Below are 22,789 nucleotides of genomic sequence, written 5' to 3'. Positions count from 1 at the left end.
TCACCATGAGGGTCCAATATTTCGCCGCGAAACAAGACCTCATCCTGAGGAGCCCGCTGAAAGCGGGCGTCTCGAAGGATGGCCGCGAAGAAACTGCCACCAAGTTCGTTTTCAAATGCGATAGCCCTGCCGCAAGCGGGGCGGGAGTACGCCGGCAAGCTGCTTTAACCGAAGTCAGCCGACGTCAGCGGCCATCTGGACTCAGCGATCCCCCGGCCACCAGTCCGCCCGCGGATCGGAGGCCGAGATCCTGCTGGTGCGCAGCGCCACCAGGTGGCTGCGCTTGTAGGGAAAGCCCGACAGCTCCGAGCAGGGCCGGCAGCGCATGTAGCGCTCCAGCTCGTGGATCGGCGTCGTCTTGCTGCGCCTGACGATGTCGAGCGCCACGGTCTGGTGCGTGTCGCAGCCCAGGCACCGCACTTCGAGATAGCAATATCCCGCATTCAGCGCGTCCCCGAGCGTCGGCGACGGCTGCGCCGGGCCGTGGAACGCCAGCATCCGCTTGTTCCAGGCTTCGCACGCGAGGCGGTCGGCCTCCTTGCGTGCCTCGGTGGCGCGCTGCGCCGCCATCCGCACAGCGGTGCCGTAGAGTCGCTCGCGGGATTTCGTGCCCATGGCGCGGGAAGATGCGCGCGGGGGCGCGTGTGAGCAAGTCGCTAGGGATTGCGGATGTGGATGGGGAGGGCGCTAGCGCGAGGGCAAGTTAAATCTGCGCGTTCGTTGCGGGAGATCGCAGCTCTTCTCCCTCGCCCCGCTTGCGGTAGAGACGAGCGAAGCTCGCTCTCAGAGGGTCGGGGTGAGGGGGCTCTCCACGAATTCGGTGAGAGATGGACTCGCGCAGACTCCCCCTCACCCGGATCGCATCTGCGATGCGATCCGACCTCTCCCCGCACGCGGGACGAGGTGATTGGGCCCGTCGCTCAACGTACCATCACACGCCCAATTGCGCCTTCTTGATCCCGCCGACGATCGCCTGCTTGAGCGCCCACGAAATCCGCCCCGTGACCCAGTCGCTGTCGTGCAGCCGGTCGTCATCCTCCGGGTTGACCATGCGGTCGAACGAGATCTTCTCGACCTCGTGCAAGGCCTTCATGAACGCGAAGCGGCGGAAGACGTTGACGCCGGCCACTTGCGCGGCCTTGCCGATCTCTCTCACCATGATGGTGGCCTTTCCGATCTTGGCGGGCGTCAGCACGGCCGGCACATATTGCAGGTCCATCATGATGACATCGGCCCGCGGGTAGGCGACGAGCCGCGCCAGCCCTTCGCGAATGGCGTCGAGGGTCGCCTCCAGTGTCGGTGGCGGCGGGATGTGGTCGGGCGGTTGCCACACCGTGTTGGTGCCGACCTGCCAGATCACGAGATCGGGTTTCTCGGCGAAAACGTCGCGATCGAACCGTTCGAGCTCGGCCGGCGCCTCCTGGCCGTTGATCCCTTTGTTGACCACCTCGATCGTCACGTCCCGATACTGGTCGTGCAGCAGCTTCTTCAGCCGCTCCGGATAGGGTTTGACGTCGCGGTGGCCCGACGTCGTCGACGAGCCGATCGCGACGATTTTGGCCTGCGCCTTGGCCTTCAGGCGTTGCGCAAAGTTGGCCAGCCCATGCTCGAACGGGATCGCCTCAACGGGGATTTGGGAGGGGTCGACTTCCATGGGGATGCTCATGGTTGCTGCCGAGGTGCTTCGCTCCGAGATAGCAATACCACGGTAGGGCGGATTGCGCCGGGCAATCCGCCGACCAGAAAAGGCGCGCGCGTTGTGTGGTCTCTCGAAGAGCGCAATACGCTTTGAGCGCGATTCGGGCGCGCATATAACCTGCCGAAGAATAGATCGTTCGCGATAGTTTTGATTGGATGTTGCACATTGTCATTGCGAGGAGCGTTAGCGACGAAGCAATCCGGACTGCTGCCGCGGAGACAGTCTGGATTGCTTCGCTTCGCTCGCAACGACGGGGCGGGAGCGACGCTGGTGATGATCTATCACCCGCGCCTTCGGCGCGGCCTCTCCCCGAGCAGCGGACAGGGCGCGCCAATCTCATCACGCTTTCCATCGGGACCGGTATCGCAAGGATTGCGCGGCTGCGCACGACGTTCCGGTCCGCGTGGCAAAGGCCCCGCAGCACCAACCTTAACTCGCGAGTAACCGCGTTTAACCGTGTCGGTTAACGCCTGGGCAGGGCAATCGCCGTATAGAGAGGCAAGGCAAGGGTCGAGAGCGGATGAGCACGGGCATCATCGACAAGACATCGCAGCAGGCGCCGGCGCGGAAGCCGTCGGCGGCCAAAGCCTGGCTGAAGGCGATCGAGCTGACGTCCCGGATCGAGGCGCAGCCGGGCCGGCTGTTCGCCGACGTGGTCGAGGATTGGGCCGGGCAGCAAAGCGGCCGCACGGCGCTGATCTCGGACGCGGAAACCTACGATTACGGCGCGCTGGCGCGGCGCATCAACCGCTACAGCCGCTGGGCACTGTCATCCGGCGTGAGAAAGGGCGATACCGTCGCGCTGCTGATGGCGAACCGCGCGGATTACGTTGCCTGCTGGCTCGGCATCAGCCGCATCGGCGCCGTGGTCGCGCTGATCAATCCCAAACTGGTCGGCCGGTCGCTGGCCCATTGCATCGACGCCGCAAGTCCCTGTCACGTCATCGTCGCGCAGGAGCTGGCGGACGTGCTCGCCGCCGCCGCGCCGCTGATGAAGTCGCAATGCCTGGTGTGGACCCATGGCGGCTCGCGCGAGGAACGCGGCATCGAAGCGGCGCTGGAGCGGCTCGACGACTCGCCGCTGTCGCCGGACGAGCGCGGCGAGGTCACCATCAATGACCGTGCGCTGTTGATCTACACCTCGGGCACCACGGGCCTGCCCAAGGCGGCCAGCATCAGCCATCGCCGCATCCTCAACTGGGGCTTCTGGTTTGCCGGCCTCACCGACGCCACGCCGCAGGACCGACTCTATGACTGCCTGCCGCTGTGCCATTCCGTCGGCGGCATCGTCGCCCCGTGCAGCATGCTCGCGGTCGGCGGCTCGGCGGTGGTGGTGGAAAAATTCTCGGCGCGCGAGTTCTGGCACGACATCGTGCGCTACGACTGCACGCTTTTCCAGTATATCGGCGAGTTGTGCCGCTATCTGCTCAAGGCGCCGCCGTCGGAATACGAGTACCGGCATCAGCTGCGGCTCGCCTGCGGCAACGGCCTGCGCGGCGACATCTGGGAGGATTTCGCGGCGCGCTTCGCCATTCCGCGCATCCTCGAATTCTACGCCGCGACCGAAGGCAACTTCTCGCTCTACAACGTCGAGGGCAAGGTGGGGGCGATCGGCCGCGTTCCGCCGCTGCTCGCCCATCGCTTTCCGGCCAATATCGTCAAGGTCGATGCCGACACCGGCGCGCCGCTACGCAATGCCGACGGCCTTTGCATCGCCTGCGCCCGCGGGGAAATCGGCGAGGCGGTGGGACGCATCGGCGTGGCGGACGATGGCGGCGGTCGGTTCGAGGGCTACACCGACGCCGGCGAGACCGAGAAGAAGATCCTGCGCGACGTCTTCGCCAAGGGCGATGCCTGGTTCCGCACCGGCGACCTGATGACCGTGGACGAGAAGGGCTATTTCCATTTCGTCGATCGCGTCGGCGACACCTTCCGCTGGAAGGGCGAGAACGTCGCGACCTCCGAGGTCAACGACGCCGTGCGCGATTGCCCGGGCGTGGTCGATGCCACCACCTATGGCGTCATCGTGCCGGGCACCGACGGTCGCGCCGGCATGAGCGCGATCGTGGTCGATGACGAATTTGATCTTGCCGCGTTTGCCGAGCACCTGGCCGAGCGGCTGCCGCCTTACGCCCATCCCCTGTTCGTGCGCGTCAGCGCAAGTCTGGATTCCACCGAGACCTTCAAGCAGAAGAAGTCGGAGCTGGCGCGCGAGGGCTTCGATCCGGGCACGGTCAGCGAGCCGCTCTTCCTCAAGGACCCGAAATCGGGCGCCTACGTGCCGCTCGACGCAGAACTTCATGCTCGTCTGCTTTCCGGTGCGGTCCGGCTTTAACCAGGCCGATCTGTGCGGTGTGAAAATACGGAGATAGGGCCGACTTTATCCAAGCCGACCAAGAAGCTGTTTACCAAGCTGCGTAAACGTCGAGCTAATGGCGACGGATATTCACCTTTGTACGCCTACGTTCGCAGCGAAGAATTCAAACCAGGAAGAGGCGCACCACTCATGTCGGTACGAGCAAAGATTCTGACAGCGATACAGCAGATCGCCAAGGAGCAGCAGGTCACGCTGCCGCCGTTGACCGACGACCTTTCCCTCCACGAAACGGGCTTCGATTCGCTGGCCTTCGCCATTCTGGTGGCGCGCCTGGAAGACGATCTCGGCAGCGATCCGTTTACCATCTCGGAAGACGCGGCCTTCCCCCACACCGTTGGGGATTTCGTGCGGGCCTATGAAAATGTCCCCGCGTGAGATCTTCGCGCTTCGCGACTATCTCGGCCCGGAAAAGAAGGGCCGCACGCTTTCGGACCCGCGGCACGTCGTTTCGCTGACCGACATTCTGTCGCTGAGCTGCCTTGGCGGCCGAGCGCGCGAGCTTTCGGGGCGCAACGTGCTGCTGGCGATTTCCGACCAGCTCAGGTCCGGCATCGCGATGATCGAGATCGATGGCGTGGCGCGGCGAATGCTGCTGTGTCCGCCCGATCTCAATCCGGCGCATCTGAAAGCGCTGATCGAGGATGCCGGGATCGACGCCGTCGTCACCGACACGCCGGAAGCGTGGACGGATTGCGGCATCGCGCTGGTCATCGCTGCGCAATTGCCGCTGGTGCCGGCCGAAGTCGCACCGAGCGAGCGCGCCACCGAATGGCTGATGCTCACCTCGGGCACCTCGGGCGTGCCGAAGATCGTCGGCCATACGCTGGAGGGACTTTCGGGCGCCATCGTTGCCGAGGGGCCTTCTCGCGGTCCGGCGCCGGTGTGGGCAACCTTCTACGACATCCGCCGCTATGGCGGCCTGCAGATCTTCCTCCGCGCCGTCATCGGCGGCGGCTCCTTGGTGTTGTCCGAGCCGGGCGAAGCGCTTGCCGATCACGTGGCGCGCCTCAATGCGCGCGGCGTCACTCACATTTCCGGCACGCCGTCGCACTGGCGCAAGCTGCTGATGAGCGGCGCGGCGGCGCAGTTTGACCCGCGCTATGTCCGCCTGTCCGGCGAGATCGCCGACCAGGCTGTGCTCGATGGTCTCAAGGCCGCTTTTCCCGACGCCTCGGTCGGACACGCCTACGCCTCGACCGAAGCCGGCGTCGGCTTTGCCGTCAATGACGGGCTGGAAGGTTTCCCGGCCGGAATGATCGGACAAAACCGCAACGGCGTCGAAATGAAGATCGTCGACGGTTCGCTGCGCATTCGTTCCAGGCGCACCGCGCATGCCTATATCGGCCGCAACGCGGCGCCGCTCACCGATGCCGACGGCTTTGTCGATACCGGCGACATGGTCGAGCTGCGCGGCGACCGCTATCACTTCGTGGGCCGGCGCGGCGGCATCATCAATATCGGGGGACTGAAGGTTCATCCCGAGGAGATCGAGGCGGTGATCAACCGCCATGCGGACGTGAGGATGTCGCGGGCGAAGTCGCGCCGCAGCCCGATCACCGGCGGCATCGTCGTCGCCGACGTCATTCTCGCCGACGGCACCGATGCCGCGCGGGAAAAGGAGATCCGCGACCAGATCATGACGCAGTGCCGCGCGCAGCTGGCCTCGCACAAGGTGCCGGCGGTGATCCGCTTCGTGCCGACGCTCGACGTCACCCCGGCCGGAAAGCTGGCGCGCACCGATGCTTAACGTCGTCGTCACCGGAGGCAGCCGCGGCATTGGTCTGGCGATTTCGCGCCAGCTCGCTTCGGCCGGCTATAACGTCATCGCGGTAGCACGGCGCGAGAGCGTCGAGCTCAAGGCAGCGATCCGCGTCAGCGGAGAGGACCGGCTGCATTTCCGCGCCTGCGACCTTTCCGAGATCGAGGCGCTGCCGGCCTTCGCCAAGTCGCTGCGCGACGAGTTCGGCGCGGTCTACGGCCTCGTCAACAATGCCGGCATCTCCGCCGAGGGCCTGCTCGCCACCATGCACAATTCCGAGATCGAGTCGTTGGTGCGGCTCAACGTGCTGTCGCCGGTGATCCTCACCAAGTACATCGTGCGCCACATGATGGCGGACGGCGCGGGACGCATCATCAACATCTCCTCGATCATCGCCTCGACCGGCTACAACGGGCTGTCGATCTACGGTGCGACCAAGGCGGCCGCGACCGGTTTCACCAAGTCGCTGGCGCGCGAGGTGGGCAAGCTCGGCATCACCGTCAACGCGATCGCGCCGGGCTTCATCGACACCGAGCTGACGCACAGCCTGTCGGATGACGGCCGCAAGCGCATCGCCGGACGCAGCGCGTTGCGCCGATTGCCCGAGGCCGAAGATGTCGCCCGCATGGTGGAATTTCTGCTGGGCGAGGGCGGACGCAACGTCACCGGCGCGGTGTTCACGGTCGATGCCGGAAATACGGCGTAACGCGCGTTGCCCGCCTCAAGTCTCGGGCTTGGGCAGGTCGACGCGTGATGGCGCGAATTCCGGCGGTCCCTCGGTCAGGCGCCGGATGCGGCGTTCGCGTTCATCCTCGGGGAGAGCCGGATCGAGCAACTGGTCGATCTGCCGCACCGCGATCTGCTCGATCCTGGCCGAATCGCGCTCGCTCGCAGTCTTGGCGGCATTGCTGACCGCAAGACCGATCTCGACGAGCTGGCGGATGGCGTCAGAGCGGTGCGTCTCGTGGCTTTCCGCCCAGGCGTCGACGGCGGCGGTGAGTTGCTCGGACATCTTCACGGCACTGACGACATCGATCCCCGTCAGGCGGCGCACCGGACGGTTGGAACCCTTGTTGCCGCTGTCAGTCACCCTAGATCCTGCGATGCAAAGCGTCGATGACGGTTTGTTAAACGTTATTCGATGGCGGCAACTTGACGTCGATCAATGCCCGCAAGCCATGTCCATGGGCTGGTCTTGTTTGCTGCCGTGGTAGGACGCATGATGTTCAGCCGATGTCCAGCGTCGAATCAAGCAAATCGTTCTACGGCAGCATTCCGGTGTTCCGCGGCTTTGCCCGGCTGATGGATCCGGCGCTGTACGCGCCCCTGCCGGCGGATTGGGCCGTCGGCGTTGCCGATATCGTCGATTCGACCAGGGCGATCGCGGCAAGACGCTACAAGGCGGTCAACATGGCCGGCGCCGCGGTCATCGCGGCGGTTACCAATGCGCTGGAGGGGCGCGAATTCCCTTTCGTATTTGGCGGCGACGGCGCGGGTTTTGCCGTCTCGCCGCAGGAAATCGAACCTGTCCGTGAGGCGCTGGCGGCGACCGCGACCTGGGTAAGGGAGGACCTCGACCTTCAGATGCGCGTCGCCCTGGTGCCGGTCACCGCGATCCGCGCGCAGGGGCTGGACGTTCGGATCGCCCGTTTTGGGCCCTCGCCCAACCTGTCTTACGCGATGTTCTCCGGCGGCGGGCTCGGCTGGGCGGAAGCGGCGATGAAGCGCGGCGAATTCGCGATTGCTGAAGCACCGCCCGGTACGCAGCCCGATCTCTCGGGCCTGTCGTGCCGGTTCGAGGAGATTCCTGCAACGCGCGGTATCATTCTCTCGCTGCTGGTCATGCCGGCCGGCAGCGCCGATGCGGCCGCCTTCCGCAAGGTCATCGAGGACATCATCAATCTCGTCGAGCGCAGCCCGGAGGCCGGGCGGCCGGTCCCTTTGCAGGGACCTGCGCTGCGCTGGCCGCCGCAGGGCGTTGAATTTGAATCGCGGGCCGCGCGCGGCGGACCGTTGTTGCAGCGGCGTACCGCGACGCTGGCCCGCACGCTATTCGTCTATCTGATCATGCGCTTCGGCATCAGGATGGGCGGCTTCGTTCCCGAGACCTATATGCGGCAGGTCGTGGAGAATTCCGACTTCCGCAAATACGATGACGGGCTGCGCATGGTGCTGGATTGCACGCCAGAACTCGAGCGCGCGCTGACGGAGCGCCTTGCCGCGGCTGCCGCAAGCGGCATCGTCCGCTACGGGCTGCACCGCCAGGATGCGGCGATGATGACGTGCTTCACGCCCTCCGCCGTGCGCAGCGACCACGTCCACTTCATCGATGGCGCACGCGGCGGCTACGCCTCGGCGGCAACCGCGCTGAAAGCGAGCGCGGCCTGAATCCACCATGCCAGCGGCCGACTCGCAGCGCTCACTTGCCCCAGCGTGCAAATGCCACCGAAGCTGCCGTGCCGACTCCAAAAACCACCATCGCGCCGCCGACCAGGGCGAACAAGGTCCAGGAGGGCGCGTGCGCGGAGGCAAGCATCAAGCCGCCGACGCCGACGATCAACAGACGCGCGGTCGAGGCGAGCACTGGACCGCCGACCCGCGCCGCGCCCTGCGAGGAGAAGTACAGCGACACGCCGATTGCGAAGAAGGAAAACGCGGGACCGGCCCAGGCGAAATAGGAACTGGCCGCAGCGGTGACGCCAATATCCTGGGTGAACAGGCCGACCCACAGCGCGGGGTCAAGCGCGACGATCACGCCGACCAGGCCGACGGTCAGGCCCGCCGCCGCTGCGGCCGTCCATGCGACCTGACGCGCTCGCTTCACCTGGCCGGCGCCGATCGCCATGCCCACCATCGGAACGGAAGCGATGCCGAAAGCAAAGGTGATCGGGATCAGCAGGAATTCCAGCCGCGACCCGATGCCGTACCCCGCCAGCGTCTCGGTGCCGAAACCCGCCAAGATCTTCGTGAAGATCAGGATAGTAAGCACTGTCTGCAAGGGCGACAGACAGGCGACCGCACCGACCTTCAGAATGTCGAGGAACATGCCGCGCTCGAAGCTGAAATTTGTGAAGTTCAGTGTCAGGCGGCTGCGGCCGCTGGCCAGGTACCAGGACAGGAATATCGCGGCGAGCGTGAACGCGATCAGCTGCCCCGCGGCGACACCTCGCATTCCGAATTGCGGCACGCCGAAAAGGCCGAGGCCGAGCGTGCCGCCGGCCGCAATCTGCACCAGGCCGGCGCCGATCAGGGTTGCCGAGGGCAATCGCATGTCACCGGTGCCGCGGATCACGGAAGCGAGCGTATTGACCAGCCAGATCGCGATCGCGCCGGAGAACAGCACGTTCGAATAGGCGCAGGCCTCTTCCAGGACGCGCTCGCGTCCGCCGAGAAGGGAAAAGAACCCTTGGCCGAACAGCAGCATGATCACGGTAAAGAACAGACCGCCGCATAGGCCGATGATGGTGGCGTGCAGCGCCAGCAAGGCGGCGCGCTTGCGATCATCCGCGCCGAGCGCACGGCTGATCGCGGAGGAAACGCCGCCGCCCATGGCCCCGGCGGACATCATCTGCGCGAGCATTGCAAAGGGAAAGACCAGCGCGATCGCGGCGAGCGGCACCGTGCCCAGCCGGCCGATGTAGGAGGTCTCGGCGATGGAAACCAGCGTGCTGCCGACCATTGCCACCATGTTGGGCAAGGCAAGCCGCAACAACGTCGGCAGAATCGGCGCGGTCAGGAGGCTGTTGACGGACGGGCTGGTCGGCCTTGGCGGCGCGGCCAGATCAAGCGGGGCTTCGATCGTCATGTGCTGGCAGGGCTCCCGCTTTAGATGATGATCGACATATTATAGGGGCAGGACTGCCGCCGCCAGCCCCTCAATCACGCAGCCCTCACCAGGGCAGGCCGCATAGGTCGAGGGTGCCCCGGCGTGGCGCCCGGGCGATATCCAGGACGAAGGGCGCCATCACGTCGAAGCGAATCCGCCCTTCCGGCTGTTCGACGTAAACCTCTCCGCTGAAAGGGTGCCAGCCGCGGGCCCGGTAGAACGCGAAATTGTGGGGCTCGCAGAACAGGAGCGCGAAGCGGGCCGCCTCGTTGGCGCGGATGGTTTCGGTAGCGGCCTCGAGGGCGAAACTGGCGTAGCCTAGCCTGCGGCAGTCCTCGCGCGTCGCAACGCCGCCGATGCCGCCGACATGAAGCTTGCGGCCGTTCCAGGTGATGGTGCGGAAGTAGATGCCCACGTGGCAGGCGGGCCTGCCGGAAGGCGCCTCGATCAGCACGCGGAGGTCGGCATTGGCCCATTTGATGTGACCCCACGCCAATTTTTCCACAATATGACTGGGCCAGACCTCGTTGAGCAGCGGCTCTGCTGTCTGCCACGAGGCATCGCCGTTCAAGACTTCGATCTCGGTGCCCATTCTGCCGTCGTTCTGCACAAATTGCGGTGTTTAAAGGCTGCGGAACCTTCTATAAGAGTGCTCGTTAAACATCGTTCCCACAAGTTGCGGACAAAAAACATGACGTTTACGCTCCCCCCACTGCCTTATGCCTATGACGCCCTCGGCGCCTATATGTCCAAGGAAACCTTGGAATATCACCACGACAAGCATCATCAGGCCTATGTCACCAACGGAAACAACGCGCTCAAGGGGACCGAATGGGAAGGCAAATCCCTTGAGGAGATCGTCAAGGGCTCGTTCGGCAAGAACCCGGCCGTCTTCAACAATGCCGGCCAGCATTACAATCATCTCCACTTCTGGAGCTGGATGAAGCCCAACGGCGGCGGCACCAAGCTGCCTGGCAAGCTCGAGAAGAAGATCACCGAAGACCTTGGCGGCTTCGACAAATTCAAGGCCGACTTCATTGCCGCCGGCGTCGGCCAGTTCGGCTCCGGCTGGTGCTGGCTGCAGGTAAAGAACGGCAAGCTCGAGGTTTCCAAGACGCCGAACGGCGAGAACCCGTTGGTGCACGGCGCAACGCCCATCCTCGGCTGCGACGTCTGGGAGCACTCCTACTACATCGATTATCGCAACCGCCGCCCGGACTACCTGAAGGCGTTCGTCGATAACCTCGTGAACTGGGAATACGTCGAGCAGCTGTTCGACAAGGCGTGAGCGTTCACGCCGTCATTCCGGGGCGCCTCGAAGAGGCGAGCTACGGTGCGCAATTGCGGACCGGAGAATCTCGAGATTCCGGGTTCTGGTGCTGATGCACCATACCGGAATGACAGATCGACTGAGATCAAAAAGGCGGTCGCCATGGCGGGCGCCTTTTTTGCTCGCGGAGTATGTTCGCGCGGGCCCGCATGGGGCTCCTTTCCGCACGCATGGGTCTGGTCGATCGTTCCGTTTGCATCGGGCAGACGGCGTCATTAAGCAGGTGGGCGTTCATCTCGCGCCAGACCCATTCCCTTGTCACAACTTCCTTTGAAAGACCCGGCGCCTGCCGAGGACGCCGACGCCGAGCCGCGTCCGGGCCATATTCGTAAACCCGTCGGCTGGTCGACGGTCACGATCGCTGTGCTGGTCGCGGTCAGTGCAGCGCTGGTCTGGCACCGTGACGGCATCAGCGGCGTGACGGAGATCCTCACCGACGACCTCACCCTGTTCGGCGGCATCGTGCCGCGCGTGCTCGCCGGCTGCCTTCTGGGTGCGTTCATCGCGGAAATCTTACCCCACGAGAAGGTCTCGCGATCACTGGGGCCGGAGTCCGGGCTGAAGGGTCTTGTGATCGGCACAGCCTTCGGCGCGATACTGCCCGGCGGACCGTTCACGGCCTATCCGGTGGCGAGCGCGCTGCTCGCGGTGGGCGCCGATTTCGGGGCCACCATCGCCATGGTCGTGAGCTGGACGCTGATCGGCTACGGCCGCGCCGTCGCCTGGGAAATCCCCATCCTGGGTGCCGATTTCACGCTGTGGCGCATCGCGATCTCGCTGCCTTTGCCGGTGCTTGCGGGCGCGCTCGGCCGCTTCATCTATGTGCGGCTGTATCCCAAGCAGGATGAGGCGGAGTCGTGAGCGCGGCGCTTCTCATCGACGTCCTTCTGTGGGGCTCAGTGGCGGCGCTCGGCCTGATCGCGTTTCGCCGTGGCCGGCCGGTGTTCGTGGCCTCGCTGCGCCAAGGTTCGATGGACTTCATCAACATCATGCCGCGGATTGCGCTCGGCGTGATCGGCTCGGGCTACATCGCCGCGGTGATCCCGCAGGAGGTGATCACGGGATGGCTCGGGCCGAACAGCGGGTGGCTCGGCGTGACGATGGCGACTGTCTCTGGCGCCGCCACTCCGGGCGGTCCGGTGATCGGCTTTTCCATCGCTGCCGTGGCGCTGAAGGCCGGCGGCGGCCCTCCGCAGGTGATCGCCTACGTGGTCGCCTGGGCGCTGTTTGCCTTCCAGCGGGTGATCCTGTGGGAAATTCCGTTCATGCCGGCCCGCTTTGTCTGGTTCCGGGCCGCCGTCTCGATCCCGTTTCCGTTCCTGGCCGCGGCGATTGCCATGGTCATTGGAAGGCCGTGATGGATGGTCGGTGGACACGTGTAACGTTATAATATAACATCTATAAATGGTTCCTTCAGTCTCCCACGCCCATCAGCACGATCACGAGCACGCCCACGGTCATTCGCATGCTGGCCAGGTCCACGGCCACGCGCATGGACCGGCATCACCTCATCCAGCGCAGGTTGCGCGCTGGTCGATCCTGCGCATGACCCTGGCCCAGCGCCTTGCCGCCGCCGTCGCGGCCAGTGCGGTCCTCTGGGGCATCGTCTGGCTGGCGATGAGGTGAGCATGGCGGCGCAACTCAAATTTCGTGACGTCACTCTTGGCTATGACCGTCACCCGGCGGTGCATCACCTGGGCGGGGAAGTTGCGCAGGGCGCCCTGCTGGCAGTGGTAGGGCCCAACGGCGCCGGCAAGTCGACGTTGTTTCGCGGTATCGTCGGGCTCCTCAAGCCGCTCTCCGGCGCGATTCGCACCGGGGGTCTCGACGTCAGGGATATCGCCTATCTGCCGCAGATCGCCGAGATCGACCGCAGCTTTCCGATTTCGGTATTCGACTTCATCTCGGCCGGGCTGTGGCGCGGAATCGGCTCGTTCGGCGGTATCGGCAAGAGCGCGCGCGAAAGGATCCTGGCGGCGATCGCGGCGGTCGGCCTCAATGGCTTTGAGAACCGTCCGGTCGGCACCCTGTCGGGCGGGCAGATGCAGCGCGTGCTGTTTGCGCGGGTGCTGTTGCAGGACGCGCGCCTGATCGTGCTGGACGAGCCGTTCAACGCCATCGACAGCAAGACCTCGGCCGACCTGCTCGCGCTGGTCAGGCGTTGGCACGGCGAGGGGCGCACAGTGCTCGCGGCGCTGCACGATCTGGAAATGGTGCGCGCCAATTTCCCCGAAACGCTTCTTTTGGCGCGCGGCCCGGTGGCGTGGGGCGCAACCGAAGAAGTGCTGACGCCGGAAAACCTGCTGGTGGCGATGCGGATGTGCGAAGCCTTCGACGACAGCGCGGCGGCCTGCGTGGACGACGACAGCCACTCGCGAGCGGCGTGATGCTCTACGATGCGCTGGTCGGCCCGTTCACCGAATTCGAGTTCATGCGGCGCGCGCTTGCCGCCGTCATAGCGCTGTCGCTCGCCGGCGCGCCAATCGGCGTGTTTTTGATGCTGCGGCGGATGAGCCTGGTCGGCGACGCCATGGCGCATGCGATCCTGCCGGGCGCGGCCGTCGGCTTTCTGCTTTCCGGCCTCAACCTCTTCGCAATGACGGCGGGCGGCTTGATCGCGGGCTTCACGGTCGCCATCCTGGCCGGTGTCGTCGCGCGGTCGACCGGCCTGAAGGAGGATGCCTCGCTTGCGACCTTCTATTTGGCCTCGCTCGCGCTCGGCGTCAGTATCGTCTCGATCAAAGGCACCAACATCGACCTGCTGCACGTGCTGTTCGGCAATATCCTGGCGATGGACAACCAGACGCTGCTCATGGTTGCCTTCAACGCCACCGTAACGCTGCTGGTGCTTGCGGTGATCTTCCGCCCGCTGGTGATCGAGAGCGTGGATCCCTTGTTTCTGCGCACGGTGAGCCGCGCCGGCGGACCGGCGCATCTGGCCTTTCTTGCGCTGGTGGTGGTCAATCTCGTCAACGGCTTTCAGGCACTCGGCACCCTGCTTGCCGTCGGGCTGATGATCCTGCCGGCCGGGATTGCGCGTTTCTGGTCGCGCGACATCACCGGCATGATCTGCATCGCGGTCTTTGCCGCCTCCATCTCCGGCTATGCGGGCTTGGTGCTGTCATTCCAGACCCGGGTGCCCTCGGGGCCCGCGATCATTCTGGTCGCTGCTGCGCTGTATATCGTCTCAGTCCTGTTCGGCAGCGTCGGCGGCCTTGTCAGGCAGATGTTTCCCGGCCGGCATCTGGAAGCGTGATCCGCGATGCGACGCCTGCTCTTCCTGCTGCTGCCCTTGCTCCTGCTTGGCACCTCGCCGCCAAGGGCCGAGGAGCGTCTCAACGTCGTCGCCAGCTTCTCGATCCTTGCCGACTTCGTCCGCAACGTCGGTGGTGACCGCGTCAATCTCACCACGCTGGTCGGCCCCAACGGCGATGCGCATGTCTATACACCTGCTCCAGGCGACGCCAGGCGGATCGCGACCGCAAAGCTCGTGATCATCAACGGCCTCGGCCTGGAGGGCTGGCTGCCGCGGCTGGTGCAATCCTCGGGCAGCAAGGCGCTCGTCGTCAGCGCCACCGCCGGCATCGCGCCGATCAAGCTCGGCGCGGAGGCCGACCCGCATGCCTGGCAGTCCGTCCCCAATGCCAAGGTGTATGTCAGCAACATCCGGGACGCGCTGGCAGCGGCCGATCCGGCGGATGCGGATCGTTTCCGTGCCAACGCGGCGGCTTACCTGCAAAAGCTTGACGAACTCGATCGCGAGGTGCGCGCCGCCGTGACAAAAATCCCTCCCGAGCGGCGCAAGGTGATCTCGACCCATGACGCGTTCGGCTATCTCGCCGCCGAATACGGCATCAAGTTTATTGCTCCCGTCGGCGTCTCGACCGAATCCGAGCCCAGCGCGCGCGACATCGCCGACATCATCGGCCAGATCAAGGCCGGCAGGGTCCCGGCCGTATTCCTCGAAAACATCGCCAACGACCGCCTGATCCGGCGGATTGCGGCGGAGAGCGGCGCCAGGGTCGGCGGCACCCTGTTCTCCGACAGCCTGAGCGGCGAAAAGGGCGATGCCCCCACTTACATTGACATGGTCAGGCACAATATAAAGGCCCTGACCAGCGCGCTTGACCATTAGGGCCGGGGCTTGCCCCGGAGCGTTCCCTTTGCGCGCCCGATTTCGGAGTAGATATGGCTGAAGTGACGTCTGAGAAAATCCCCGTGACCGTGCTGACCGGTTATCTCGGCGCCGGCAAGACCACCCTTCTCAACCGCATTCTTTCGGAAAACCACGGCAAGAAATACGCCGTCATCGTCAACGAGTTCGGCGAGATCGGCATCGACAACGACCTCGTCATCGGTGCCGACGAGGAAGTGTTCGAGATGAACAACGGCTGCATCTGCTGCACCGTACGCGGCGACCTCGTGCGTATTCTCGGCGGGCTGATGAAGCGCAAGGGCAAGTTCGACGCCATCATCGTCGAGACTACTGGGCTTGCCGATCCGGCGCCGGTGGCGCAGACCTTCTTCGTCGATGAGGACGTGCAGACCCACGCCCGGCTCGACGCGGTGGTAACGGTGGCGGACGCCAAATGGTTGGCCGATCGCCTCAAGGACGCGCCGGAAGCCAAGAACCAGATCGCATTTGCCGACGTCATCGTTCTGAACAAGACCGATCTCGTCTCGAAGGCCGAACTCGCAGAGGTCGAGGCGCGCATCCGCGGCATCAATCCTTACGCCAAGCTGCACCGCACCGAGCGCTGTCAGGTGGCGCTGGCGGACGTATTGGAGCGCGGCGCTTTCGATCTCGACCGCATCCTTGATCTCGAGCCGGATTTTCTCGAGGCCGACGATCATGACCATGATCATGACCACCATCATCACGGCCATGGCCATGATCACGACCACGACCACGGCCATGGCCTGAAGCACTATCACGACGAGGAGATGCAATCGCTGGCGCTGCAGACCGACAAGCCGCTGGATCCGACGCGCTTCATGCCGTGGCTTCAGAACCTCGTCGCGACCGAAGGTCAGAAGATCCTGCGCTCGAAAGGCATCCTTGCCTTCCACGGCGACGAGGATCGTTACGTCTTCCAGGGCGTACACATGATGCTGGAGGGGGATCACCAGCGCAAATGGAAGGAAGGCGAGCCCCGCGAGAGCCGTCTCATCTTCATCGGTCGCGAATTGCCGGAAGTCGCCATTCGCGAAGGTTTCGAACGCTGCATCGTGTCGTGATGACCGACTTCGATCCAACCGCAACGTCTCCCACCATCGCCTCCGTGACCGACCGGGTGCGCCCGGTCAATATCGGAATGGCGGTCACGGCGGCGCATTTCCTGTCCGACCGTGCCGTCTTCGTCGGCAGCGAAGAGAATGTTGCCTTTGTCGACCCGCAGGGCGAAATCACCAAAGTGGCCGTCCATGACGGCGGCATTCTCTGCGCCGCATCCGACGGCGAACGCATCGTGATGGGCGGCGACGACGGCAAAGTGGTCGCGATCAACGGCAAGGGCGAGGTCACGCTGCTCGCGACCGACGCCAAGCGGCGCTGGATCGACAGCGTGGCGGTGCATCCCGATGGCGCCTTTGCGTGGTCGGCGGGCAAGGCCGCGTTCGTCAAGAGCGGCAAGGGCGAGGAGAAATCGCTCGAGGTGCCGTCGACCGTGGGCGGGCTCGCCTTCGCGCCGAAAGGCCTGCGGCTGGCGGTTTCGCACTACAACGGCGTGACGTTGTGGTTTCCCAACATGGCGGGGACGCCCGAATTTCTGGCCTGGGCCGGCTCGCATCTTGCCGTCACGTTCAGCCCCGACAACAAGTTCCTGGTTACCGCGATGCACGAGGCGGCGCTGCACGGCTGGCGGCTTGCCGACAACCGCCACATGCGCATGACCGGCTATCCGGGGCGCGTCAAATCGATGTCGTGGAGTGTTGGCGGCAAGGCCCTGGCGACGTCGGGAGCCGATACCGTGATCCTGTGGCCGTTCGCCACCAAGGACGGTCCCATGGGCAAGCAGCCGGCGATGCTGGCACCGCTGCAGGCGCGCGTCACGACGGTCGCCTGCCACCCGAAGAACGACATCCTCGCCGCGGGCTATGCCGACGGCACCATCCTGATGGTGCGCATGGAGGACGGCGCGGAGATCCTGGTACGGCGAAACGGAACGCCACCGGTGGCGGCGCTGGCCTGGAACGCCAAGGGCACGCTGCTCGCTTTCGCCGACGAAGAGGGCGATGGCGGTGTGCTGGAGTTCTGACCATCGCGGTTGTTTGCGGAGTTCCGGCGGGAACTGCCAGGGCCGCCATTCGTTGCCATCGCGGAAGATCTTGCGGTGGAGCGACATGCGGCTCGAGGACGACAAACGCGCGCTGAAGAGGGAATTGCTGCTGGCGTTCTCGCTCATCGCCGCGGGGTTCGCGATCTCGGTCGTTTCGCTCGCCGAGATCGCGGCGGAAGAGCGTGTTGACACCGCCCAGGCTACGCACCCGCTACAGCAGGCGCCCGCGACCGATCAGGACCAGAAGCCCGCCGAATCCAAGCCGGGCGGCGAGCGTCCGACAACGCCCGCGCCCGAGCCCGCGCGGCCCGATCCCCAGACACAGGGAGCCGCCAAGCCAGCGTTACCGCCGGCACCCGCCGAGAAGGTCGGCCCGCCGATCCAGCAGAAGTAATCTCTGAACCGTGATTCCGGGACGCGCCGTCAGGCGCGGGCCGGAATTCATCGAGCCGCGGAGTTGGTGGATGAATGGGTTCCGGGCTCGCGACTTTGTCGCGCCCCGGAATGACGAGGCGACAGACGCGCGCGCGTCTCACCGCACCAGCACGTTCCTGAACTGCCAGGGATCGGAGGTGTCGATGTCCTCGGGGAACATGCCGGGACGGTCAGTGAGCGGCGTCCAGTCGGTGTAGCAGCCTTTCACCGGGCCGAGATAGGGCAGCTGCACTTCGAGGCAGCGGCGGAAATCGGTTTCGTCGGCTTCGACGATGCCGGCGTTGGGATTTTCCAGCGCCCACACCATGCCGGCGAGCACGGCGGAGGACACCTGCAGGCCGGTCGCGTTCTGGTAGGGCGCGATGCGGCGCGTCTCCTCGATCGAGAGCTGCGAGCCGTACCAATAGGCGTTCCTGGCGTGGCCGTAGAGAAGAACGCCGAGCTCGTCGATGCCGTCCTCGATCTCGTTCTCGTCCAGGATATGCCACTTGGGCTGCATCTTGCCGGTCGCGCCGAACATCTCGTGCAGCGACAACACCGCATCGTTCGCCGGGTGATAGGCATAGTGGCAGGTCGGCCGGTAGATCACCTTCTGCCCGTCGCGCACGGTGAAATAGTCGGCGATCGAGATCGACTCGTTGTGGGTGACGAGGAAGCCATATTGCGCGCCTGGCGTCGGGCACCACGAGCGCACGCGGGTGTTGGCGCCGGGCTGCTGCAGAAAGATCGCAGCGCCGCAGCCGCTCGGATGGGTGCGGCCGTTGTCCGGCATCCACTTCTCATGCGTGCCCCAGCCGAGCTCGGCCGGCTGCAAGCCCTCGGAGACGAAGCCTTCGACCGACCAGGTGTTGACGAACACGTTCATCGGCTTCGGCTTCTTGGAGCGCTGGGTATCGCGCTCGGCAATATGGATGCCCTTGACGCCGAGCTTCATCGCCAGCTGGCCCCAGCCTTCGCGGCTCTTCGGCTCGTTCACCGCAACCCCCGTGTCGCGGGCGATGTCGAGCAACGCCTGCTTGACGAACCAGGACACCATGCCGGGATTGGCGCCGCAGGTGGAGACGGCGGTGGTGCCGCCCGGGCTCTTGTGCTTGGCCGCGAGCAGCGTCTCGCGGAGCGCGTAGTTGGAGCGCGCTTCCGAGCCGATATTGCGGTCGAAATAGAAGCCGGCCCACGGCTCGACCACGGTGTCGACATAGAGCGCGCCGATCTCGCGGCACATGGTCATGATGTCGACAGAGGAGGTGTCGACCGAGAGATTGACGCAAAAACCCTGGCCGCCGCCGGTGGTCAGGAGCGGAATCAGGAACTCGCGATAATTGTCGCGCGTCACCGCCTGCTTGATGAAGCGCACGCCGTGCTTCCTGGCGAGCTCGCCGTCCTCATGCGGATCGATGATGACAAAGCGCGACTTGTCATAGTCGAAATGGCGTTCGATCAGCGGCAGCGTGCCTTTGCCGATCGAGCCGAAGCCGATCATGACGATGGGACCGGAAATTTTGGCGTGGACCTGCGAGGGCGGGCTCATGGGCAATACTCCGAAAAGGAACGTGGTCTGGGCAAAGAGGTCAGGCCGAGCGCCGCTTGGCGGTCACTTCGATCTCGACCTTCATCTCGGGCTTGAGCAGGGCTGCAACGACGAGCAGGGTGGCCGCGGGTCGGATCTCGCCGAGCCGCTCGCCGCACACCGCGAACAGGGCGTCGGCGTCCGCAGGGTTTGTCACGTAATAGGTGGCGCGGACGAGATCGGCGAGCGCAAAGCCGCCCTCGGCCAGCGCCTTCTGGATCGTGTCGAAGCAGTTCCGCGCCTGGGTCGTGATGTCGGCCGGCATGGTCATGGTCTTGTAATCGTAGCCGGTGGTGCCGGAGACGAAGGCGAAATCGCCGTCGATCACGGCGCGGCTGTAGCCGGCGGTCTTTTCAAAGGGCGAGCCGGTAGAGATCAGGCGGCGGGACATCGAAACCTCATATGCCAGGGAAATTGTAGTCGGGTACCGCGCCGCTGACGCGGCCGCGGCCCCGCTATAGCCAAACCTGCGTCAGCTTGGCAACGAACGAGCCGAGCGACGGCGGACGAAGACATCTACCAGGATCGTGACAGCCAGTAGCAACAACAGAACGCTGGCAATGGCTTTCCTGGCGCGCCAGCGCGCGTGATCGCGGCTCATCGCAGGGATCCTAGGCCGCCTGCGGCACGAGCCGCGGCGACTTCGCGCGAGCTGCCGCTATTTTCGGCAGGGTCGCGCCGGTCGGAACGATCATGCCGTAGACGCTGTCGAGCGCGCCTTCGCGCAGTTCGAGGCCGAGCAGGCGGTCGCGCTCGAACGGACCGGGCAGGGTGAGTTCGCCGGTCTTCTCCGCGGAGAAGCCGAAGCGGGCGTAGTAAGGGGCATCGCCCAGCAGGATCACCGCGCCATGGCCGCACGCCCGGGCGGCGGCCAGCGCATGATTCATCAGCGCGGCGCCGAGCCCGAGCTTGCGGCAGGCGGCATCGACCGCCAGGGGTCCGAGGACCAGGGCGGGACCGCCGCCGGCGCTGACGTGCCACAGTCGCACGGTTCCCACGAGCTTGCCCTTGCGCACCGCCGAGAAGGCGAGGCCTTTCGCAGGCAGCCGTCCGTCCCGCAGTCGCTGGCAGGTGCGCTGGTGGCGGTTCTCGCCAAAGCAGGCATCGAGCAACGCTTCACGGGCGGCAACGTCGGATGCACGCTCGCTGCGGATCGCGAACGGAGCGGCATTCGGGGTGAGGGCGGGCTGCGGCGTCCGAACAGCGGTCATGGCACATCGGTCCCCGCTTGGCGCGCGCGGGCACATGCCGCTGACCAAGCGTCGTTTGAATTCGAGATGTCGGAGAGGGAGCCGGCTGGCCGGCTCCCGGTTCGTCGAGCCTCAAACGAGGCGGATCAGATGTGGTAGGTCTTGAGCGGCGGGATGCCGTTGAAGGCCACCGACGAGTAGGTCGACGTATAGGCCCCGGTCCCCTCGATCAGCACCTTGTCGCCGATCTCGAGCGTCACCGGCAGCGGATACGGGTTCTTCTCGTACAGCACGTCGGCGGAATCGCAGGTGGGACCTGCGAGCACGCACGGCGTCATCTCCGCTCCGTCATGCGGGGTACGGATCGCGTAGCGGATCGACTCGTCCATGGTCTCGGCGAGACCGCCGAACTTGCCGATGTCGAGATAGACCCACCGCACCTCGTCCTCGTCGCTCTTCCTCGAGATCAGGACGACCTCGGACTCGATGACCCCGGCGTTGCCCACCATGCCGCGGCCCGGCTCGATGATGGTCTCCGGGATCTGGTTGCCGAAGTGCTTGCGGAGGGCACGGAAGATCGACCGGCCGTACTGCACCACCGGCGGCACGTCCTTCAGGTACCGGGTCGGGAAGCCGCCGCCCATGTTGACCATCGTCAGGTTGATGCCGCGCTCGGCGCAGTCGCGGAACACGGTCGAGGTCATGGCCAGCGCCCGGTCCCAGGCCTTCACCTTGCGCTGCTGCGAGCCCACGTGGAACGATATGCCGCAGGGCTCCAGGCCCAGCCGCTTGGCGAGGTCAAGCACCTCGACCGCCATCTCCGGGTCGCAGCCGAACTTGCGCGACAGCGGCCATTCGGCGCCGGCGCAGTCATAGAGGATGCGGCAGAACACCTTGGCGCCGGGCGCGGCGCGGGCGATCTTCTCGACCTCGGCGGCGCAGTCGACCGCGAACAGGCGGATACCGAGCTGGTAGGCCCGCGCGATATCGCGCTCCTTCTTGATGGTGTTGCCGTAGGAGACGCGGTCCGGCGTCGCGCCGGCGGCCAGCGCCATCTCGATCTCGGCCACCGTCGCGGTGTCGAAGCAGGAGCCGAGCGAGGCGAGCAGCGACAGCACCTCCGGCGCCGGGTTCGCTTTCACGGCATAGAACACGCGGCTGTCGGGCAGCGCCTTGGCAAAGCTCTGATAGTTGTCGCGCACGACCTCGAGGTCGACGACGAGGCAGGGCTCGGTATCGAGGCCATCATTACGGCGGTTGCGCAGAAATTCCCGAATGCGCTCGGTCATAGCACCCTCCAAACGGCCCAGCGACGGGACCCGTTCAAAATGTTCTCGGACGTGAGTGCTTTGGCGATGCCGCACGATGGAGACGCGACGAAGCCTCGAACTCAGACCGAATTGTGCTGCCGTGGATTGGTTGGGAATTTTCCCGCCCGCTCACCTGGCAATGAAGGACAAGCCTTTTCAGTAGCCCGCGCCGGCGTTGGACTGCCGGTAGAGACCAAAAAAGCCCGATCCGTCGTTGCTTTAAGTCGCGTCCCCCGTGGAGAGCGGGGTGCGCCGGTTCGCCTCCGGCTGCCAGTCACGGTTGCAAGGAGTGGAGTCGCCTTCAACGGCATCCCTTGAGAGAGATGCTGGGCTCCTTGAGTCTTCGAACCTTGTCGCCTTCGACCTTGGTCGTCTGCGACTTGTCGTCGACTCGAAGAGCCCCTCGGCTTCTTCACCCCTTGGCGGCTGTCCGGCCTCTTGTCCGGATACCTACCGACTGACACACGACCACAGGCACGTGCGAAATTGGGCAAAACGCACATAAGCGTTTTGACTCTCCTTCGCAAGAAAATTTTTAGGTTGGCGACAGATTTGCCTAACGCTTGCTTGCGCTGTGGCGCGCGAGCAGCGTTGAAGGTGAACGGACGTTAAGTTCGGCTGATCGGCAGCGCGCAGGAAAGCCGTCGATCATGCGGCTCTCCTGCAGTGTTGTCAGACGCGCCGCGTGAACGGCTCGACGCGCTGAGCGCCGCGGATGAAGGCCGCCATCACCATGACGCCGAGCACGAACAGCACCGCCTGAAGGATGTGCGTGCCGGTCTGGTCGAGGCCGAGCAGGATCGCGAGCGCCCAGCCGCCGGCAAACGCCGCGCCGAAGACTTCCGCGCCGATCAGGATCGCGGCGCTGATCACCGTGATCACTGTCGGCCAGACGATCTGGCGAGAAGAAGAAGGCTGCGCGTTCATGGCAAAGGCCCCAAAGTTGAGGGCCGCAATCTCTCCGAAAAGGCCGCTGCTATCAAGCGCAAATGGCCCAAAAAAGCCCCATCGCGTGCTA

Annotated in this window: 26 protein-coding genes; 15 read left to right on the top strand and 11 right to left on the bottom strand. The window is 65.1% G+C overall.

The features are described from left to right. Positions 1-201: 201 nt before the first annotated feature. Together HY852_RS24050 and HY852_RS24045 are read right to left on the bottom strand one after the other, a co-directional pair. The gene (locus tag HY852_RS24050; protein ID WP_291607395.1) at positions 202-615 is read right to left on the bottom strand and encodes a hypothetical protein; all 414 of its coding nucleotides are present in this window, start codon (positions 613-615) and stop codon (positions 202-204) included. 316 nt (positions 616-931) lie between these two features. Continuing rightward, positions 932-1,666, bottom strand: coding sequence for a GDSL-type esterase/lipase family protein (locus HY852_RS24045; protein ID WP_291607394.1), 735 nt, complete (start codon positions 1,664-1,666; stop codon positions 932-934). Positions 1,667-2,219: 553 nt separating this feature from the next. Between HY852_RS24045 and HY852_RS24040 the strand changes: the two genes are divergently transcribed. The 4 genes from HY852_RS24040 (at position 2,220) to HY852_RS24025 (ending at position 6,541) form a co-directional block, all read left to right on the top strand. Beyond that, positions 2,220-4,034, top strand: a complete 1,815-nt coding sequence (locus HY852_RS24040; protein WP_291607393.1) for a long-chain-acyl-CoA synthetase — start codon at positions 2,220-2,222, stop codon at positions 4,032-4,034. A 171-nt stretch (positions 4,035-4,205) separates the two neighbouring features. Beyond that, entirely contained in the window at positions 4,206-4,451 is a 246-nt protein-coding gene (locus tag HY852_RS24035; protein WP_291607397.1) for an acyl carrier protein, read from the top strand. Then, the gene (locus HY852_RS24030) at positions 4,438-5,823 is read left to right on the top strand and encodes a class I adenylate-forming enzyme family protein (protein WP_291607392.1); all 1,386 of its coding nucleotides are present in this window, start codon (positions 4,438-4,440) and stop codon (positions 5,821-5,823) included. The genes HY852_RS24035 and HY852_RS24030 overlap by 14 nt, the downstream gene beginning before the upstream one ends. Continuing rightward, a complete protein-coding gene (locus HY852_RS24025; RefSeq protein ID WP_291607391.1) occupies positions 5,816-6,541 on the top strand; it encodes an SDR family NAD(P)-dependent oxidoreductase in 726 nt (241 codons plus the stop codon). The genes HY852_RS24030 and HY852_RS24025 overlap by 8 nt, the downstream gene beginning before the upstream one ends. A 15-nt stretch (positions 6,542-6,556) precedes the next feature. Here the strand turns inward: HY852_RS24025 and HY852_RS24020 are convergent, their stop codons facing one another. Then, positions 6,557-6,925 carry a hypothetical protein gene (locus tag HY852_RS24020; protein ID WP_291607390.1) on the bottom strand — a complete coding sequence of 123 codons (369 nt, stop codon included), beginning with the start codon at positions 6,923-6,925 and terminating at the stop codon, positions 6,557-6,559. 143 nt (positions 6,926-7,068) lie between these two features. Here HY852_RS24020 and HY852_RS24015 point away from each other — a divergent pair, with 143 nt between their 5' ends. Next, positions 7,069-8,223, top strand: coding sequence for a DUF3095 domain-containing protein (locus tag HY852_RS24015; protein WP_291607389.1), 1,155 nt, complete (start codon positions 7,069-7,071; stop codon positions 8,221-8,223). Between the two features lie 31 nt (positions 8,224-8,254). Here HY852_RS24015 and HY852_RS24010 read toward each other — a convergent pair whose 3' ends face one another. Together HY852_RS24010 and HY852_RS24005 are read right to left on the bottom strand one after the other, a co-directional pair. Then, positions 8,255-9,640 (bottom strand): MATE family efflux transporter, encoded by a 1,386-nt coding sequence (locus HY852_RS24010; protein WP_291607388.1) that lies wholly within the window; start codon positions 9,638-9,640, stop codon positions 8,255-8,257. 85 nt (positions 9,641-9,725) lie between these two features. Beyond that, entirely contained in the window at positions 9,726-10,253 is a 528-nt protein-coding gene (locus HY852_RS24005) for a GNAT family N-acetyltransferase (protein ID WP_291607387.1), read from the bottom strand. 99 nt (positions 10,254-10,352) lie between these two features. Here HY852_RS24005 and HY852_RS24000 point away from each other — a divergent pair, with 99 nt between their 5' ends. The 10 genes from HY852_RS24000 (at position 10,353) to HY852_RS23955 (ending at position 17,663) form a co-directional block, all read left to right on the top strand. Beyond that, positions 10,353-10,949 (top strand): superoxide dismutase, encoded by a 597-nt coding sequence (locus tag HY852_RS24000; RefSeq protein ID WP_291607386.1) that lies wholly within the window; start codon positions 10,353-10,355, stop codon positions 10,947-10,949. A 297-nt stretch (positions 10,950-11,246) separates the two neighbouring features. Continuing rightward, complete coding sequence (locus tag HY852_RS23995; RefSeq protein WP_291607385.1) at positions 11,247-11,852, top strand: permease; 606 nt, start codon at positions 11,247-11,249, stop codon at positions 11,850-11,852. Further along, entirely contained in the window at positions 11,849-12,349 is a 501-nt protein-coding gene (locus HY852_RS23990) for a hypothetical protein (protein ID WP_291607384.1), read from the top strand. Before HY852_RS23995 ends, HY852_RS23990 begins: the two co-directional genes overlap by 4 nt. Positions 12,350-12,395: 46 nt before the next feature. After that, on the top strand, positions 12,396-12,617 hold the full coding sequence (locus tag HY852_RS23985; RefSeq protein WP_291607383.1) for a hypothetical protein: 222 nt from the start codon (positions 12,396-12,398) through the stop codon (positions 12,615-12,617). A 2-nt stretch (positions 12,618-12,619) separates the two neighbouring features. Further along, a complete protein-coding gene (locus HY852_RS23980) occupies positions 12,620-13,378 on the top strand; it encodes an ABC transporter ATP-binding protein (protein ID WP_291607382.1) in 759 nt (252 codons plus the stop codon). After that, positions 13,378-14,247, top strand: coding sequence for a metal ABC transporter permease (locus tag HY852_RS23975; RefSeq protein ID WP_291607381.1), 870 nt, complete (start codon positions 13,378-13,380; stop codon positions 14,245-14,247). Before HY852_RS23980 ends, HY852_RS23975 begins: the two co-directional genes overlap by 1 nt. Positions 14,248-14,253: 6 nt before the next feature. Further along, on the top strand, positions 14,254-15,126 hold the full coding sequence (locus HY852_RS23970) for a zinc ABC transporter substrate-binding protein (RefSeq protein ID WP_291607380.1): 873 nt from the start codon (positions 14,254-14,256) through the stop codon (positions 15,124-15,126). Positions 15,127-15,179: 53 nt separating this feature from the next. Further along, on the top strand, positions 15,180-16,229 hold the full coding sequence (locus HY852_RS23965; protein ID WP_291607379.1) for a GTP-binding protein: 1,050 nt from the start codon (positions 15,180-15,182) through the stop codon (positions 16,227-16,229). Then, a complete protein-coding gene (locus HY852_RS23960; RefSeq protein WP_291607377.1) occupies positions 16,229-17,248 on the top strand; it encodes a WD40 repeat domain-containing protein in 1,020 nt (339 codons plus the stop codon). The genes HY852_RS23965 and HY852_RS23960 overlap by 1 nt, the downstream gene beginning before the upstream one ends. A gap of 85 nt (positions 17,249-17,333) precedes the next feature. Further along, a complete protein-coding gene (locus HY852_RS23955) occupies positions 17,334-17,663 on the top strand; it encodes a hypothetical protein (protein WP_291607376.1) in 330 nt (109 codons plus the stop codon). A gap of 138 nt (positions 17,664-17,801) precedes the next feature. On the opposite strand, the gene HY852_RS23950 is transcribed toward HY852_RS23955, so the two are convergent. The 6 genes from HY852_RS23950 to HY852_RS23925 all read right to left on the bottom strand — a co-directional run bounded on the left by HY852_RS23950 (position 17,802) and on the right by HY852_RS23925 (position 22,698). Then, the gene (locus tag HY852_RS23950; protein ID WP_291607375.1) at positions 17,802-19,232 is read right to left on the bottom strand and encodes a homospermidine synthase; all 1,431 of its coding nucleotides are present in this window, start codon (positions 19,230-19,232) and stop codon (positions 17,802-17,804) included. Between the two features lie 40 nt (positions 19,233-19,272). Continuing rightward, positions 19,273-19,662: a RidA family protein gene (locus tag HY852_RS23945; RefSeq protein WP_291607374.1), complete on the bottom strand. Its 390-nt coding sequence runs from the start codon at positions 19,660-19,662 to the stop codon at positions 19,273-19,275. Positions 19,663-19,743: 81 nt separating this feature from the next. Continuing rightward, complete coding sequence (locus HY852_RS23940) at positions 19,744-19,872, bottom strand: hypothetical protein (RefSeq protein ID WP_291607373.1); 129 nt, start codon at positions 19,870-19,872, stop codon at positions 19,744-19,746. A gap of 10 nt (positions 19,873-19,882) precedes the next feature. Then, a complete protein-coding gene (locus tag HY852_RS23935) occupies positions 19,883-20,482 on the bottom strand; it encodes a GNAT family N-acetyltransferase (protein WP_291607372.1) in 600 nt (199 codons plus the stop codon). A 125-nt stretch (positions 20,483-20,607) separates the two neighbouring features. Beyond that, positions 20,608-21,750: a type III PLP-dependent enzyme gene (locus HY852_RS23930; protein WP_291607371.1), complete on the bottom strand. Its 1,143-nt coding sequence runs from the start codon at positions 21,748-21,750 to the stop codon at positions 20,608-20,610. Between the two features lie 693 nt (positions 21,751-22,443). Next, a complete protein-coding gene (locus HY852_RS23925) occupies positions 22,444-22,698 on the bottom strand; it encodes a hypothetical protein (protein WP_291607370.1) in 255 nt (84 codons plus the stop codon). Positions 22,699-22,789: the final 91 nt, after the last annotated feature.

Origin of the sequence: Bradyrhizobium sp., assembly GCF_016213215.1 — a bacterium.
GTDB lineage: Bacteria > Pseudomonadota > Alphaproteobacteria > Rhizobiales > Xanthobacteraceae > Bradyrhizobium.
The sequence above is the reverse complement of the archived record's forward strand: the minus strand, read 5'-3'. Positions and strand labels throughout refer to the sequence as shown.